Origin of the sequence: Rhodococcus sp. KB6, from assembly GCF_001445685.1 — a bacterium.
GTDB classification, from domain to species: domain Bacteria; phylum Actinomycetota; class Actinomycetes; order Mycobacteriales; family Mycobacteriaceae; genus Rhodococcus_F; species Rhodococcus_F qingshengii.
Map to the genome: position 1 here is coordinate 153,983 of NZ_LNAK01000163.1, position 16,487 is coordinate 170,469.

The following is a 16,487-nucleotide window of genomic DNA, read 5'->3' on the forward strand; positions in this document are numbered from 1 at the left end:
CGATGGGCGCCGGGGGAGATTCGTCTGCTGTCGATGGACGCGACGCCGTTGGGCGACACGGATAAAGGCTCTGCGAATTGCGCCGGGTCGCACCCCTGATCAACCTGACAGACCAACGTAACGGAGAACATACTGTGACAATCAAGAACTCGATCGGGCCTGGTGTCGAAGCCGATCATGGAAACAGGCTGTTCGGCAACACTATTCGATCAGCTGAAGGTGAGGAACTGGTCCAGCGGCTGAATGCCATGTTCGAGCGAGCGAACAGCGCAGGTCAGGTGGTGAATCAACGAGAACTCTCGACCGTGCTTTCTGTGCGGAGATCCGAGGGTTCGCCGGGCGACCGGTCGATTCCGGCGCCTGACAGGCTGATGCATGCGATCGAGGGACTCTCGTACGAATCCCTTTCCCTGTTGATTTGTGCGGCCGAGCATTTACTGCGTTCGGAAGGGGTATATGTCGACTCGACGCCCTTCACGTGAGGGGCGACGAGACCCGTCGAGGAAATCGAAGTGATCGGTCCGTCGCCGACGAACGAGTATTTTTTCACGAACGGAATGACGTAGTTACGTCGTCGTTTGTAATTCTGTTGTGCGACCGGCGAATCAGGCCTCCGGCGTTGCTCAGTCGCACGATCCCGATTCCGCTGCTTCGAAGGCTTCTTGGGTGCGCTCACGCGCCTCAGCGTCGAATCCTCTCCAGTCGTCGTGCGGTCCGCTCATGTCATCGCGGACTCGATCGATCGGCGACGTGGAATCAGTCGGAGTATGTCCAGTTCTTCGGCCGATCCGAGTATCGACCGGCAAATCTTGTCGACGGAGTCAGATGCCGGATACCGGCACCGAAATACGGATCAACATTCACCTCGGGAAGCCGCATGAAGTGAATTGACTATCGCAGTCTGCTGTTGTGGTGTGAACGCTGCCCAGGCGCTGGCGGAACCCGCGAGTTCAGGGACATCGTTCCATCCAGGGCTCTGTAGCCGGGCCAACGCCGCCTCGACCGTCCCGAAAACTTCGAGGTACGCATGTGCGTCGTCGCATGTGAAGGCGAGTTCGTATGGTTCGGCGTCGCCCCCGTCCCCGCCACACGAAGTAAGCATCAGCGCGAATGGAATCGCAATACCGAGCATGATGCGCTTCATCGGCCAATCGAAGCAGACCGACTCCGCTCCCGCGGACTATTCTCGATGCATGCCGATCACCCCGGATACAAAGAACTGGACCTGGGTCCTTGAACGCCCATGCGGCGAGTGCGGGTTTGATTCGTCCGCTGTGGCGTTCGCGGATGTTCCAGATCTTGTGCGTAGCAATGCCATCTCATGGGCCGAGGTACTGGAGCGCGAGAACGTGACGGTGCGGCCAGACAGCGAAACGTGGTCAGCGCTGGAGTATTCCGCCCACGTACGCGACGTGTTCAGGATCTTCAAGGTGCGGTTGGAACAGATGCTCGAATTCGACGATCCGAGATTCGAGAACTGGGATCAAGACGCAACAGCTGAGACCGAGCGGTACAACGACCAAGATCCGGCAACGGTGGCAACGGAGCTGGCGGATGCCGCCGCAGCGGTCGCGAATGCCTTCGAAACCGTGCCGCAGGGCAGCCGCCAACGACGGGGTCTCCGCAGTGACGGATCGGCGTTCACCGTCGAATCGTTGGCGGCCTACTTCATTCACGATCCGATCCATCACCTGCACGACGTCTCGGCGTAGTCAGAGCCCGCGTACCTCCTCGAGGGTTCTTCTGGCTCCGACGGAGTGCAACGAGTCGAGCGTCTTTCGGAAGCTAGCGACAAATCGGCGATCGTCCACGAGATCGCCGAACACTTGGCGGTACCCGATGAAGGCCAACGGGTCGCTCGACTGCTTCTGGGCCAGTGGCACCAGAGTGTCCGACAGCTGATCGACGACGGTGATGGGGTCACCGTTCTCGTCTGTGCCCTCGGCGTAACGGGCCCAGCTAGCGACAATTGCGGTCGACAGGTTGATCGACCCACCGGTGTCGAGTTGGGTCCGGATGACGGGCAAAAGCCACTTGGGAATTCGATCGGACGACTCGGCGCACAGACGTGCAATCGTGTCGCGGACCTGGGGGTTCGAGAATCGTTCGATGAGGGTCTTCTTGTACTGATCGAGGTCGACGCCGGGTACCGGATCAAGGGTCGGCGTCGCTTCCAGATTCATGTAGTCGAGCAGGAATCCTGACAAGAGTTCGTCCTGGCATGCCTCGTGGACCAGACGGTATCCGGCAAGGTAGCCGAAGTACGCGATGCCTTGATGGCCGGCATTGAGAAGGCGCAGTTTCATCAGTTCGTACGGGCGAACATCCGGCACGAGATTGACGCCGGCATTCTCCAGAGGTGGCCTGCCTGAGGTGAACTCGTCCTCGAGGAACCACGCGGTGAACGGCTCAGCCGCGACCGGCCACTGATCGTCCACGCCAAACGTCTCGGCGATCTCGGTGGTCACCTCGGCTGTCGTGACGGGTGTGATCCGGTCGACCATGGAGTTGGGGAAGGCGCCGTTCTCGTCGATCCACTCCGCAAGTTCGGGATCCTTCAGCGCGGCGAACGCTCCGACTGCCGTCCTGGCGACCGATCCGTTGCCTTCGATGTTGTCGCAACTCATGATCGTGAAGGGGGCGAGGCCCCGGTCGCGACGGAGTGCGAGTGCCGCACAAATCAGACCGAAGGTGGTGCGGGGGAGTGTTCCCGGCTCGAGATCGTGCATTACATCGGGATCGGACGCGTCGAACTCACCCGTAGTGTGCGAGATGTTGTATCCGCCCTCGGTGATGGTGAGAGATACGATTTTCGTCGATTCGGATGCCATCTTTTCGATCACCGCCTCCGGATCCTCCGGAGCGAACAGGTACTCGACGATCGACCCGATGACCCGGGCCTCGAGGGTTCCGTCAGAATGCTTGAGCGCCAGCGTGTAGAGGCCGTCCTGCGCGCGGAGAGCGTCTTTCATTCGCTTGTCCGACGGCATCACTCCCACTCCGCAGATTCCCCAGTCGAAACCCTCACCGCGTCGCAGGAGAGCATCGATGTACATGGCCTGGTGTGCACGGTGAAAGCCTCCGACCCCGAAATGCACTATGCCGGTGGTGACTTTGCTCCGGTCGTAGTTCGGCACTTCGAGTGCCGCATCGAAGTCGAGCAGGGTCTTCGTATTGAGTTCCATGAAAATACTAGTCTCCTTCGGCGACGATGACTACGGCTTTGATGCTGCCGGGAATGCGATCGGCCACCAGGGCCTCTTGCGACTGTTCGAGTGAAAAGCGTGCTGTGACCATCGAGTCCAGATCGACGCGCCCGGCAGCGACCAGTGCGGCGGCGATCGGCCACGTGTTGGCGTACCGGAACACCCCGGTCAGCATCAGTTCGCGATTCTGAATGATCGGGACCGGCAACGGTATCTCGTCGGCACCCATTCCGACCAGAACGACGGTCCCAGCGGGCCGAACTGCGTGAATCCCGTCGATCACCGCGGCCGTGGCACCCGAGGCGTCGATGAATGCGTCGACGGCCAGCGAGCGTACGTCGCCCTCACGTGGATCAACGACGGTTGTTGCGCCGAATTTCAGTGCCACATCACGCCGGGCCGCGTCGATGTCCGAGACGATGACTTCCGTCGCGCCGAATGCCTTGGCCACCTGCGTCGTCACGATTCCTACCGGGCCGGCGCCGGCGATCAACACCCGAGAGCCGGCAGTGATCCCCGCCTTCTGGGCTGAGGCGATCCCTACGGAGAGTGGCTCGAACAGCGCAGCTGCCTCGTAGGACACGGAATCTGCGATGGGATGGGCGAAGTCGGCACCGATCGTGACGTAGTCGGTCAGCGCACCGTCGATCGGCGGCGTCGCGAAGAACTCCATATGAGGGCAGAGGTTGTATCTGCCTGCCTTGGATTCGGGACTTGTCGGATCGGGCTTCTGAGGCTCGATGGAGACACGCTGCCCGATGCGTGTTGGGTCGACGCCGTCACCGACTGCGGCGATGCGTCCCGATGCTTCGTGTCCGAGAACGAGCGGTGAGTTGACTACGTAAGGGCCGATGCGACCTTCGTGAAAGTAGTGCGCGTCCGACCCGCACACGCCCACGGCATGGATGCGAACGAGGACCTCACCCGCCTTCGGGGACGGTCGTGGTCTCTCGACCATCTGCATCTTTCCGGTCTCGACGAGGACATTTGCCCGAATTGTCGCAGGTAGATCGACGGATTCTCCGGAAACTGTTGTGTGGGTCACAACGTAGATGTTAGCTTAATGAGCATAAGAACATCTAGTGAGCATTTGCTCACGATCGAGAAACTTTGAACCTGATGCACAAGGAGACCGTGTGAACCAGTCGGCTCAGCCCACAGGACTCAAGACGTCGAAGTTGCCCGCTTCCGAAGATGTGCGGCTCGCCTTGCGGGCAGCGACCATGTATCACCTCGAAGGTGCCACTCAGGCGGAGATTGCAGCGAAGTTGGGCGTCTCGCGGCCGACAGCCGGGCGACTGTTGGCCAGGGCGCGGACGCAAGGTTTGGTCAGGGTCGAGATTTTGGTACCGCCGGAGCTCGAAGGTTCGGTGAACACGGAGTTGGAATCGAAGCTGGAGAAGCACTTCGGGTTGGCCGAAGTGTTGATCGTCCCCGAAGCGATTTCGGATGCGGACGACCCGGACTTCGACGCACTCGGTCGACGAGCAGCGGAAGTTCTGGTTCGTCGTCTGCAGCCGTCGAGCGTTCTCGGGTTTACCTGGGGTCCGGAAACCGTTGCGGTAGCAGGGTCTTTGCCAGACAAGGCCGCGAAGTGCTCGGCTGTAGTACAACTTGACGGCTCCATGACGGTGACCGACTACCAAACCGGTGTCGACTTCACCATCGGCCGATGTGCACAACAGTTGCAGGCCAATCCTATTCGTCTCAACGCTCCGCTGTATGCCGACCCGGCGACTGTGGAGTCGATGCGAAACGACTCGGTGATCTCGAAGGCGCTGCAAGCCGGAACTGATTCCGACATCATGGTTTTCGGAGTTGGTGCCGTCTCGACTGCCACGACCTTGTTTGCCGGTAGCTTCGTCGACTCGACCATGCTGGACGAGTTGGAAAGTCGAGGCGCTGTCGGTGAAATCGGCGGCCGTTTCTACACGATCGACGGCAATCCAGTGGAGGGGCCACTGCCTGAGCGAACGGTCTCCGTATCGCTCGACGCAGTGAAATCCTGCGATCAGACGATTCTGATTTCGGGGGGAACACACAAACGCCAGGCCGTTCTGGGCGCATTGCGCGGAGGTTTGGCAAACGTACTCGTCACCGACGTCGAGTGCGCCCAGTGGCTGCTCGAAGGCTAGCGATCTCACGAGTTTCGCGGTCCGAGCGCGCGACTGACACGCAAGTGTGAAGGAAGGTAATCCGTGAAAACAGGAAGACGAGTGTGGGGCGCTGCCGCGGCGGCGCTCTGCCTCCTGGTGTCGGGATGTGCGGGCGCTGGTGCGCTCGGTGGTTCCGGCGAACGAACAGTCACCATCGCGATGGTGTCGAACTCGCAGATGCAGGACGCCATCAAACTGGCGCCGGCTTTCGAAGCCGAGAACCCTGGCATCGACCTCAAATTCGTCAGCCTTTCCGAGAACCAGGCGCGCGCCAAGATCACGGCGTCGACGGCAACCGGCGGCGGTGAGTTCGACGTCGTGATGATCAGCAACTACGAGACACCTCAGTGGGCCGCCAACGGTTGGCTCACGAACCTGTCCGACTATGCAGACACGACGCCCGGTTACGACGAGGACGACTTCGTACCGTCGATCAAGACTTCTCTGTCGTACGAGGACAGTATGTACGCGGTCCCCTTCTACGGGGAGTCGTCGTTCCTGATGTACCGCAAGGATCTGTTCGATCAGGCGGGGATTACAGTTCCCGAAGACCCGACGTGGCAAGAAGTTGCAGGTTGGGCAGCACAGTTCGACAACCCGGACGCCAAGATGGCGGGAATCTGCTTGCGCGGAAAGCCTGGCTGGGGTGAGGTACTCGCACCGCTGAACACCGTGATCAACACCTTCGGTGGACGCTGGTACGACGAGAATTGGAATGCGCAGCTGACCAGTCCGCAGGTCGAGGATGCGGTTCAGTTCTACGTGGACACGGTCAAGGAGCACGGTCAGCCGGGTCCTGCCACAAGCGGATTCGGTGAATGTGCAACACAATTCGCGCAAGGCAACACGGCGATGTGGTACGACGCGACGTCGGCTGTGTCGGTTCTCGAGGACCCTGCGTCGTCGAAGGTAGTCGGCAACATCGGATATGCGAAGGCCCCGAAGGTCGAGAAGTCCGATCCTGGTTGGCTCTACACGTGGGCGCTCGGAATCCCGGAGTCGGCAAAGAACAAAGATGACGCCTGGAAGTTCATTTCCTGGATGACGAACAAGGACTACATCCAGAAGGTCGGAACCGAACTCGGCTGGTCGAGAGTTCCTCCGGGAAGTCGCCTATCGACCTACGAGATTCCGGAATATCAAGAGGCCGCACAGGCATTCGGTCCGATCACCCTCGAATCGATCAACAATGCAGATCCGAAAAACCCGACAGTGCAACCGGTTCCGTACACCGGCGTCCAGTTCCTCACCATCCCTGAGTTTCAGGACCTGGGCACTCGCGTCAGCCAGCAGATCAGTGCGGCCATCGCGGGTCAGAAGAGCGTGAAAGAAGCACTCGAACAATCCCAGCAGTATGCCGAGGTGGTCGGCAAGACCTATCAGGAGAACCGATGACTACGGTTGCCGAGCCCAGAACTACGGTGGACGACGCGCCACCGGTCCGTGTCGAAAAGAAGATCTCCCGCGCCGAGGGTTGGCGTCGTAGAGGTCCCCTGTTGCCGGCGTTGATCTTCTCGATCGTCGTCACCCAGATTCCGTTTCTGTTCACCCTCTACTACTCGACGCAGTCGTGGAACCTAGTCCGGCCGGGATCGCGGCACTTCAACGGGTTCGACAACTACATGGAGGTTTTCAAGGACAGTCAGTTTCGGGAAGTCGCGGTCAACACGGTCATCATGATCGTGGGAACCGTCATCGTTTCCGTGATCCTCGGACTCGCGCTGGCGCTGTTACTCGACCGCGCATTCCTTGGTCGGGGCATCGTCCGGACACTGCTGATCACGCCGTTTCTCATCACTCCCGTCGCCGGCGCATTGCTGTGGAAGACAACAATGTTCGACCCGGTGTTCGGTATCGTGAACTTTGTCCTCCAGCCTTTCGGCGTCGGCCAGGTCGACTGGGTCAGCAAGTTTCCGCTCGCCGCCGTCATGATCAATCTGATCTGGCAGTGGACGCCCTTCATGATGCTGCTCATTCTGGCCGGTTTGCAGTCCATGCCCCGAGACATTCTCGAAGCCGCACGAGTGGACGGAGCCAAGCCGTTTGCGATGTTCCGCGAACTGACGTTGCCGCACCTGCGCCGCTTCATCGAACTCGGTGCAGTTCTGGGTGCGATTTACCTCGTGAACACCTTTGACGCGGTGTACATGATGACCTCGGGTGGGCCCGGCGTGGCCAGCTCGAACCTGCCGTTCTACATCTACCAGCGCGCGTTCCTCGGCTTCGACGTAGGTCAAGCTGCGGCGATGGGTGTCGTAACAGTGATCGCGACGATCATCGTGTCGACACTTGCGCTCCGATTGATCTTCAAGAGCTTCACCGGCAACGAGGAGGCGGCGTGATGACTGCCGTAGAGACGACAAGCGCGACGGCCGACAAGCCCGTCGTCAAGAAAAGGAAGAGCAGCAAGTTCAGTCCGTGGTCGGTTGTGGCGTGGATCGCCGCTCTCGGGTTTTTCTTCCCGGTCTTCTGGATGGTCCTCACCGCGTTCAAGACCGAGGCAGACGCCTACACGGATCCGCCGAAGCTGTTCTTCACTCCCACCCTCGAACAGTTCCGTGCCGTCCTCGACTCCGGTCTCGGCACGACGCTGGCAAACTCCGCATTTGCGACGGCCATGTCGACGATTCTTGTTCTGCTACTGGGTGTTCCGGCTGCGTTTGCATTGTCGCTTCGCCCGGTAGCCAAGACTCAGGACGTTCTGTTCTTTTTCATCAGTACCAAGATGCTCCCAGTCGTCGCTGCAATCGTGCCGCTGTACGTGATCGTCAACGACATCGGATTGCTCGACAACATCTGGGCGCTGGTCATCTTGTACACATCGATGAATCTGCCGATCGCAGTGTGGATGATGCGTTCGTTCTTTCTCGAAGTCCCCGGCGAACTTCTCGAAGCTGCCAGCATGGACGGCGCGAGTTTGTGGACCTCGGTTCGCGAGGTGATCCTCCCGCTGATCTCGCCCGGAATTGCTGCGACTGCGCTGATCTGCGTGATCTTCTCGTGGAACGAATTCTTCTTCGCCGTCAACCTGACAGCTGTTCAAGCACAGACGATTCCGGTCTTCCTGGTCGGGTTCATCACCGGCGAGGGGCTGTACTGGGCTCGGCTCTCCGCGGCAGCGACCATGGCGGCATTGCCCGTCATCCTGGCCGGTTGGTTCGCCCAGAACAAACTGGTGCGCGGCCTGTCCTTCGGTGCAATCAAATAATTCTCCTCACCCTCTCAGGAGTTCGTCATGGCTGAAATCTCGTACCAGAAAGCGTCTTGCATCTACGAAGGTGCCGGGACCCTCGCTGTCGATTCACTCGATCTCGACATCAACGACGGGGAGTTCATCGTGCTCGTCGGTCCGTCAGGTTCCGGAAAGTCAACGGCCCTGCGCATGTTGGCAGGGCTCGAGGACATCGATTCCGGCGCGATCACCATCAACGGCAAGGACATGACCGATGTCCCGTCCAAGGATCGCGACATCGCAATGGTCTTCCAGAATTACGCGCTGTACCCCAACAAAACCGTCGGGGAAAATATGGGATTCGCGTTGAAGATGCGCGGTGTGCCCGTCGAGGAGCGTAAGAAGAAAGTGGCCGAAGCGGCCAAACTGCTTGACCTGACGGAATACCTCGACCGCAAGCCGGCCAAGCTTTCCGGTGGTCAACGGCAGCGAGTTGCCATGGGCCGAGCTATCGTTCGTGAACCGCAAGTGTTCTGCATGGACGAGCCGCTCTCCAACCTCGACGCAAAGCTACGCGTCCAGACCCGCACGCAGATCGCGGCGTTGCAGCGTCGTCTCGGAACCACCACCGTCTACGTCACGCACGATCAGGTGGAAGCGATGACGATGGGTGATCGAGTGGCAGTGCTCAAGGGCGGCAAGTTGCAACAATTCGCCTCTCCGACCGAACTTTACGATCGGCCGGCCAATGCTTTTGTTGCCGGTTTCATCGGATCTCCAGGTATGAACTTGGTAACGGCGCCGGTCAGTTCGGGTGGGGTGCGTTTCGGTGACGTCGAGGTTCCGCTGGACCGCGAGCAGATGGCGGCAATCGCCGCGGCCGGTCTGGACTCGGTCACAGTAGGAATTCGACCCGAGCAATTCCAGGTGGTTGCCGCTGGAGACGGAATCGCAGCTCAGATCGACCTGGTAGAGGAACTGGGCAACGAGTCGTACATCTACGCACACGTGCCTGGTACCGAAGCCGACCCGATCTCGCTCGTTGCACGCACCGGCGGTCGATCGAAGCTGCAGTACGGCCAGACGCTGGGCTTCGAGCGGGTGGACGGCCTCGTTCACCTCTTCGACCCGGCTACGGGCGAGCGTGTGGGTAGCTGAATCCCATCACATCCATCTTCGACTGGTGAGAAGGTTAGGGTCTACCGATGAGTGATACACGCGAACGATCCGTCGTGGTGTGTGGTGAGGGACTGGTTGATCTGGTTCCGGTGGGGGAGAACTTCTCACCCAAGTTGGGCGGTGGACCGTTCAACGTTGCGATTGCACTGGGTCGACTCGGATCCGACGTGGGATTCGTCTCTCGCTTGTCCACAGACGCTTTCGGAGATCGGATGATCGACTCGCTGGCCGCGTCCAATGTCGACACAACTGGGGTCGAACGTGGGCCCGAGCCGACAACTCTGGCCGTCGTGAACCTTGCAGCGGACGGAGGTGCGCGGTATTCCTTCTACCTCGAGGGAACGGCGGATCGACAGTTCGCGCTGCCGAAACTTCCCTCTGCCCGGGCATTCTCGTTCGGAACGCTGTCGCTGGTGCTCGAGCCCGGGGCCTCTGCCTACGAAGCTTTGCTGCACGAAGCACACGCCCGCGGTCGACTCACCATGGTCGACCCCAACATTCGTCCGGCGGTGATCTCCGACCCGGACGCGTATCGACGACGGTTTCGTTCGTGGTTGCCCGCCATCGATATTCTCAAAGTGAGCGACGACGACGCGAAGTGGTTGGGTTGGGTCGACGGCGCCGAGTGGCTCCACGAAGGCGTCGGCGCCGTCCTGCTCACCCGTGGTGGTGACGGGTTGCGGTTGATCACCGAGGAACTCGATGTTTCGGTGCCGGCGCCCGCGGTCGACGTCGCGGACACGATCGGTGCGGGCGATACCGTTCACGGAGCCCTGTTGGCCTACCTTGATCGTCACGACGCACTCGACGTCGCTGTTGTGCGTGCGTTCACCGAGGCAGATTGGTCGGCCGCGTTGACCTTTGCCGCACGCGCGGCAGCCGTCACCGTGTCACGTCCCGGGGCGGATCCGCCGTGGTCAAGGGAGTTGGGCCGGCCCGTCTAGCACTGGGGACCACCGCCCTACTGCGAGCGCAGTACGTCGAACTGCCTACCTGTGCACGATGTGCGACGGGGTCGTGTATCGGCACAGTGACACGCATGTCGATATTCCTGTACAAACTCTCGCGACTCGCGTTTCGGCGCCGTTGGGCAATGGTGGGCTTCTGGGTCGTCCTGCTGGTGGCGGGCGGAGTAGGCGCAGCAACGCTGTCCGGTCCGACCGTCAATACGTTGTCGATTCCGGGCACCGAATCACAAGCGGCGCAAGATCTTCTGGCTGAAAGATTTCCGCAATCGTCCACCGACGGAGCCAGTGCTCGCATCGTCTTCGAATCTCCGGCGGGCACGACGCTCACCGATCCGGCGATTCGACAATCCGTCAGTGACTTGGTCTCTGCGCTCGGGAAGGATCCTGAGATTGCAGCGGTATCGGATCCGTATGCCTCCGGCGGAGTGTCGCCGACTGGGACGATCGGATACATGCAGGTCTCCTATACCGCCGACTCGATGGACTTACCGGACAGTTCGAAAGAACTGCTCGAGTCCGCCGTCCACGACGCCGCGGATTCAGGGCTGGCAGTCGATGTTGCCGGCAACGTGCTGATGGAAAGCAGCGCCGAATCGATGGGAGAGGTGATCGGAGTCGCGATCGCCGCGGTGGTGCTGACCGTCACCTTCGGTTCCTTGGTTGCGGCGGGGCTTCCCTTGATCAGCGCGTTGATCGGCATCGGCATCGCGATCTGCACGATCACAATCGCAACTGGTTTCATCGAATTAGGTTCGAGCACAACCGTCCTGGCAATGATGCTGGGGCTCGCCGTGGCGATCGACTATTCGCTCTTCATCGTCTCGCGCTACCGCTCCGAACTACGTGACGGACATGATCCAGAAATTGCTGCGGGCCGCGCAGCGGGGACTGCGGGTTCGGCCGTAGTGTTCGCGGGGTTGACGGTGCTCATCGCATTGGCAGGACTGTTCGTCGTGAACATCCCGTTCCTGACGAGCATGGGTCTGGCTGCAGCATTCGCAGTTGCTGTTGCAGTGGTGATTTCACTGACGCTGCTGCCCGCCACACTCGGATTTGCAGGGTCGCGCGTCATGAGTCGGTCTGATCGTCGACTGCTGGCGTCCGGCGGTGAACTGACACACCGGAAACAGTCGGAGGGGGCGGGCTCGCGATGGGCCAAGTTCGTGATCCGGCGTCGAGTTCCGGTTTTGCTCGCGTCAGTCCTCGGGCTGGGATTGCTGGCGATCCCCACATTCGGAATCAACCTGAGTTTGGCGAGCCCACCAGTGCCCGACACAACTGCCGCCAGGGCTACCGACCGACTATCCGAGGGGTTCGGTGCCGGGTTCAGCGGTCCGCTCATGGTGGTCGTCGACGTTGCCGACGCCGCAGATCCGGCAGCGGCATTGAGCGGCGCCCAGGAAAAGCTCGGTGCTCTGCCCGACGTAGCGGCAGTGACGCCGCCAGCACTCAATCAGGCCGGCGATACAGCAGTCATCACGGTGGTTCCCTCGAGTGGCCCGGAAACCGAGGCAACAAAGGCGCTCGTCGCAGATATACGTGAGGTCGCCGGATCACTGACCGACGAGACCGGAGCCACGATGTCGGTCACCGGTCAGACAGCGTTGACGATCGACGTCTCGGACCGCCTGGCTGATGCCCTCGTTCCCTACCTCGCATTGGTCGTCGGCCTCGCCTTCATTCTTTTGATGCTGGTGTTCCGCTCGATCTTGGTACCGCTCAAGGCAACTCTCGGATTTCTGCTCTCGATCGGTGCGACGTTCGGTGTGCTCGTCGCGATCTTCCAGTGGGGTTGGTTCGCCGGCATTCTCGGAATCGAAGGTCAAACCGGATCAGTTGTGGCGATGTTGCCCATCTTCATGATTGGCATCGTCTTCGGGTTGGCGATGGACTACCAGGTGTTCCTGGTGACCAGAATGCGTGAAGCGTTCGTCCACGGTGACGGACCGGATGAAGCAGTCGTGAAGGGCTTCGACCAGGGCGCGCGAGTGGTCACGGCCGCGGCGCTGATCATGATCGCCGTTTTCGCGGGCTTCATCTTCGGCGGCGACGCCTTCATCATGCAGATCGGACTCGGACTCTCGTTCGCGGTTCTGTTCGACGCCTTCGTGATTCGTATGACCGTCGTACCGGCCGTCATGTCCCTGTTGGGCTCGAGGGCATGGTGGTTCCCCTCATGGCTGGACCGGTTGGTCCCGAACGTCGATGTCGAGGGGGAGCAGTTGACTGCGCTGCTCGCAGATTCGAAGGAATCCAGTGAACCCACGAGCGACAAGTTGTCGGTGTGACCCGGATACGGTAGATCGATGACTTCGACATCGACGTGGGGTCGATGGTGTGCGGAACACCCGCGCACCATCGACCTGGCACTGGCGATTCTCGTGCTCCTTGCCACGTGGACGGCGCACCGCATCGCGCTCGACGGCAATGACACCCGCGAGGTCACGGTTGTGGGAGTGCTTGTAACAGCGATCGCAGCGGCAACCATCGTGTTCCGAAGGCGCTATCCGTTCTCGGCACTGGCGGTGGCAGTACTCCTCGGCGTATTGATGATTGCACTGTCAGCGCCGCCGAATGCCGGCACAGGTTCCGCAGCGATGGTGTGCCTCTACTACGTTGCCAGCACGAGTGACCGCCGGAGGACCTTCTTCGCAGCGGCGAGCACAGTCAGCTCGCTGATGCTCGTCACGATCTTCCTGGGAGTGGGGAACAATCTCCTGCAGGAGGCACTGGGGTTGTTGGCTTGGTTGCTGATGGCAAGTTTTGCCGGCGCCGAGGTCCGTTCTCGCCGAGCCTATCTGGAGTCCGTCGAGGCGCGCGCGGTGCAAGCGGAAAGAATGCGCGAGGACGAGGCCCGACACCGCGTCGTCGAAGAAAGGATGCGGATTGCGCGAGACCTGCACGACGTTGTCGCGCACCACATTGCCTTGGTCAACCTGCAAGTCGGGGTCGCGTCGCACTTGATCGGGAAAGACCCGGAGAAGGCGACGACTGCACTACGCGGAGTGGAGGAAACGTCCAAGGCGGCACTCGATGAAATTCGGGCCACGGTCGGAGTTCTCCGTGATGCTCAGGACGGTGATCGCTCGATGAAGCCGGCTCCGGGGCTTTCGGATCTACCGGCACTGGTGGATCAATTCGTCAGTGCAGGAATGGAAATCGATGTGCGCGCTGTGGGTTCGCTGCGCCCACTCGGGCCCGCAGTAGATCTCACAGCGTACCGAATTATCCAGGAGGCACTCGTGAATGCGAGCAAGCATGCGCTGCCAGGAGCCGTCACCGTGTCGTTGTCATACGAAGCCGAGGTTCTGATGCTGTCGGTCGAAAACGCCGGAACGGCAGTGCCTTCGACGTCACCACCCGGGTACGGACTGCTGGGAATGAAGGAGAGGGCACAGGCGATGGGAGGCGAGGTCTCAGCAGGATTCCGCGCCGACGGGGGATTTCGTGTGGACGCCCAACTACCGCTTGTCTCGGTGTCCAGGGGTTCGGAGCGTGAGGAGTCGTGAGTATTCGGGTGGTAGTGGCAGACGATCAGGCGCTCTTCCGTCAAACGCTTGCGCTGCTGATCGGTTCGGAAGAGGACATGGAGGTGGTCGCCGAGGCGGCAGACGGAGAGCAGGCATTCCAGGCGGCGCTCGAGCATCGACCCGACGTTGTATTGATGGACATTCGAATGCCAGGCACCAGCGGAGTCGAAGCGACCGCCATGATTGCCGATCATCCGGATTTGACCGACGTGCACGTGTTGATTCTTACCACCTTCGAAGTGGATGAGCATGTGGCACAGGCGATCCGGGCGGGAGCCAGCGGCTTCATCGGCAAAGGAATCCGAGCCGAGGATCTACTCGATGCTGTTCGGACGGTCGCAGGTGGGAACTCTTTGCTGTCGCCGATTGCGACCAGCGCGTTGATTTCTCGGTTCCTTTCCACTCCGTCGCGGGCCGACTCGACTTCTGGGATTTTCGGTCAGTTGACCCCACGCGAACTCGAAGTGGTAACCCTCGTTGCCCTCGGGATGTCCAACGACGAAATCGCTGCGGAATTGGTGATCAGCGCGGTCACGGCAAAAACGCACGTGAACCGGGCGATGACAAAACTGGATGTCCGCGACCGCGCGCAACTGGTGGTTCTCGCCTATCAATGCGGTGTGGTGATTCCGGGACGCTCGGTGGATTGACTCGAGAAACTCTTGACTCGAACGGGTGTTCGAGTATTGTTTGGGGAGGGGATCGGGGGATTCAATGAGTGTCTTGTTGTCGGATGTGGTGTCTGGTTCTGCGGTGGGGTTGCGCGGACGCCTGTGGCAGTTGTCTGCTGCTGAGTTGCGCGCTGCTGCGGTGTCGGCGAGTGCGGAGATTCTGCGCCTGGAAGCTGTTCGAGTGGCCGTGGTGGACGAGTTGTCGTTGCGCCCGGATGATCAGGTGATTGCCAGCCGCGGGGCGGGTGCGTGGTTGGCGGCGAACACGATGTTGCAGGTTCGGGACGGGAAGAAGATCGCCGCCCTGGGTGCAGCTTTGCGGCCGTTTCCGGCGGTGGCTGCTCGGTTCGATGGCGGGGATTGCTCGTTCGATCATGCCGTGTTGATCGTGGCGTTCTGCGAGTCACCGCCGAAAGGCATGCCGGAGGAGGCGCTCCCTCGCTGTATCGACCTACTGCTTGCGGCTGCGTCGGGGATGGAGGCGACGACGACGAAGGTGCGGAACGTGATCGCGACCTTGGAGCGGTTGTTCGAATCCGATGAGATCCCGCCCGCCGAAGATGTCGACCGGAACGAGTTGCGGATCGCCTCGACATTGAACGGTCGGGTGGTGGTGCGCGGCGATTTCGACGCCCTCACCGGCGAAATGCTGCTCTCGGCCCTGTCGAATCTGACGATGCCCACCCCGGCACCGGACGGAACCCCCGACGCCCGGTCGGCAGCGAAACGGACTGCCGACGGGTTCACCGAACTGATTCGCCGCTATCTCGATTGCGCCAAGACCGGTACCGATGGTGGTCAGCGTCCGCATGTGAACGTGCACATCAATGCTCGGGATCTGGCTGAGCATCGGGACTGCGCCGCCACACCAACTGATGGTGGTGGAGTGGCTGTGTCGGATCTTGATGTCGGGCACATGCCCTGGCTCGGGCCACTCTCGGTGTCGCAGACCAGGCTTCTCGGGTGTGATTGTTTCCTGTCGACCGTTCTGCTCGACGATCACGGCGCGCCCTTGGATGCGCAACCAGGGAAGAGGTTGGTCACCGCCGAACAACGCGTCGCCCTCATCGCCCGAGACAAAGGCTGCGCCTTCCCCGGCTGCACATGTGTACCGGCCTGGACTGATGCGCACCATATCCGGCACTGGGCCAACGGTGGCCCGACGGTGATGAACAACCTGGTCCTGCTGTGCCGTTCACATCATCGATTGATGCACCGAAAAGCCGGGTTCGTCGGGAAATGGGAAATCCGCATCGGTGTCGACAACAAGCCGTGGTTCATCCCGCCGCTCTCGATCGACCCGCAGCAGCAACCGAGGCCGGCGAACACCACCTTCAAAACCTGAGGACGAACCTCAGATGCACCAGAACATGCCCAGGTCTGTTTCAGACCCGCTGCTCTGTGTCCGACCGATTGGTGGGAGGTGGAGTCGAATGGTTGCGTGCTTTCGGGGCGGCTCTACTTTCGGGTGCCCGTGTGGCCTGTCCCACTCAGTGGGTCATTATTCCGTCGTTGCCGCGCCGGTTGTGCCAGGTCATTTGGACGTCTGACCTGCAGTGCAAAATCTTTCGTTAGAACACGTTCCAATTTCGCAGATTTGTGGCT

The 16,487-nt window shown here is 60.7% G+C and carries 14 protein-coding genes; 12 read left to right on the top strand and 2 right to left on the bottom strand.

Going from position 1 to position 16,487, the window contains the following annotated elements:
* The first annotated feature begins 134 nt into the window (after nt 1–134).
* Entirely contained in the window at nt 135–482 is a 348-nt protein-coding gene (locus ASU23_RS31660) for a hypothetical protein (RefSeq protein WP_058039421.1), read from the top strand.
* Nucleotides 483–1,193: 711 nt separating this feature from the next.
* Nucleotides 1,194–1,712 (top strand): DinB family protein, encoded by a 519-nt coding sequence (locus tag ASU23_RS31675; RefSeq protein ID WP_058039422.1) that lies wholly within the window; start codon nt 1,194–1,196, stop codon nt 1,710–1,712.
* Here the strand turns inward: ASU23_RS31675 and ASU23_RS31680 are convergent, their stop codons facing one another.
* The gene (locus ASU23_RS31680; RefSeq protein ID WP_058039423.1) at nt 1,713–3,185 is read right to left on the bottom strand and encodes a mannitol dehydrogenase family protein; all 1,473 of its coding nucleotides are present in this window, start codon (nt 3,183–3,185) and stop codon (nt 1,713–1,715) included.
* Between the two features lie 7 nt (nt 3,186–3,192).
* A complete protein-coding gene (locus tag ASU23_RS31685) occupies nt 3,193–4,203 on the bottom strand; it encodes an NAD(P)-dependent alcohol dehydrogenase (RefSeq protein WP_058039503.1) in 1,011 nt (336 codons plus the stop codon).
* Nucleotides 4,204–4,342: 139 nt separating this feature from the next.
* Here ASU23_RS31685 and ASU23_RS31690 point away from each other — a divergent pair, with 139 nt between their 5' ends.
* From ASU23_RS31690 to ASU23_RS31735, 10 genes are all read left to right on the top strand, one after another.
* Nucleotides 4,343–5,341 carry a sugar-binding transcriptional regulator gene (locus ASU23_RS31690; RefSeq protein WP_054827191.1) on the top strand — a complete coding sequence of 333 codons (999 nt, stop codon included), beginning with the start codon at nt 4,343–4,345 and terminating at the stop codon, nt 5,339–5,341.
* Nucleotides 5,342–5,404: 63 nt separating this feature from the next.
* On the top strand, nt 5,405–6,757 hold the full coding sequence (locus ASU23_RS31695; RefSeq protein ID WP_030536581.1) for a sugar ABC transporter substrate-binding protein: 1,353 nt from the start codon (nt 5,405–5,407) through the stop codon (nt 6,755–6,757).
* A complete protein-coding gene (locus ASU23_RS31700; RefSeq protein WP_058039424.1) occupies nt 6,754–7,704 on the top strand; it encodes a carbohydrate ABC transporter permease in 951 nt (316 codons plus the stop codon). The genes ASU23_RS31695 and ASU23_RS31700 overlap by 4 nt, the downstream gene beginning before the upstream one ends.
* Nucleotides 7,704–8,570: a carbohydrate ABC transporter permease gene (locus tag ASU23_RS31705; protein WP_054781981.1), complete on the top strand. Its 867-nt coding sequence runs from the start codon at nt 7,704–7,706 to the stop codon at nt 8,568–8,570. The genes ASU23_RS31700 and ASU23_RS31705 overlap by 1 nt, the downstream gene beginning before the upstream one ends.
* A gap of 27 nt (nt 8,571–8,597) precedes the next feature.
* A complete protein-coding gene (locus ASU23_RS31710) occupies nt 8,598–9,692 on the top strand; it encodes an ABC transporter ATP-binding protein (RefSeq protein WP_058039425.1) in 1,095 nt (364 codons plus the stop codon).
* A gap of 47 nt (nt 9,693–9,739) precedes the next feature.
* Nucleotides 9,740–10,657 (top strand): carbohydrate kinase, encoded by a 918-nt coding sequence (locus ASU23_RS31715; RefSeq protein WP_058039426.1) that lies wholly within the window; start codon nt 9,740–9,742, stop codon nt 10,655–10,657.
* Between the two features lie 95 nt (nt 10,658–10,752).
* Nucleotides 10,753–12,969, top strand: a complete 2,217-nt coding sequence (locus ASU23_RS31720; protein ID WP_058039427.1) for an MMPL family transporter — start codon at nt 10,753–10,755, stop codon at nt 12,967–12,969.
* A gap of 18 nt (nt 12,970–12,987) precedes the next feature.
* Nucleotides 12,988–14,190, top strand: coding sequence for a sensor histidine kinase (locus ASU23_RS31725; protein ID WP_058039428.1), 1,203 nt, complete (start codon nt 12,988–12,990; stop codon nt 14,188–14,190).
* Complete coding sequence (locus ASU23_RS31730) at nt 14,187–14,861, top strand: response regulator transcription factor (RefSeq protein WP_042450142.1); 675 nt, start codon at nt 14,187–14,189, stop codon at nt 14,859–14,861. Before ASU23_RS31725 ends, ASU23_RS31730 begins: the two co-directional genes overlap by 4 nt.
* 64 nt (nt 14,862–14,925) lie before the next feature.
* Nucleotides 14,926–16,227: an HNH endonuclease signature motif containing protein gene (locus ASU23_RS31735; protein ID WP_058039429.1), complete on the top strand. Its 1,302-nt coding sequence runs from the start codon at nt 14,926–14,928 to the stop codon at nt 16,225–16,227.
* Nucleotides 16,228–16,487 lie beyond the last annotated feature (260 nt).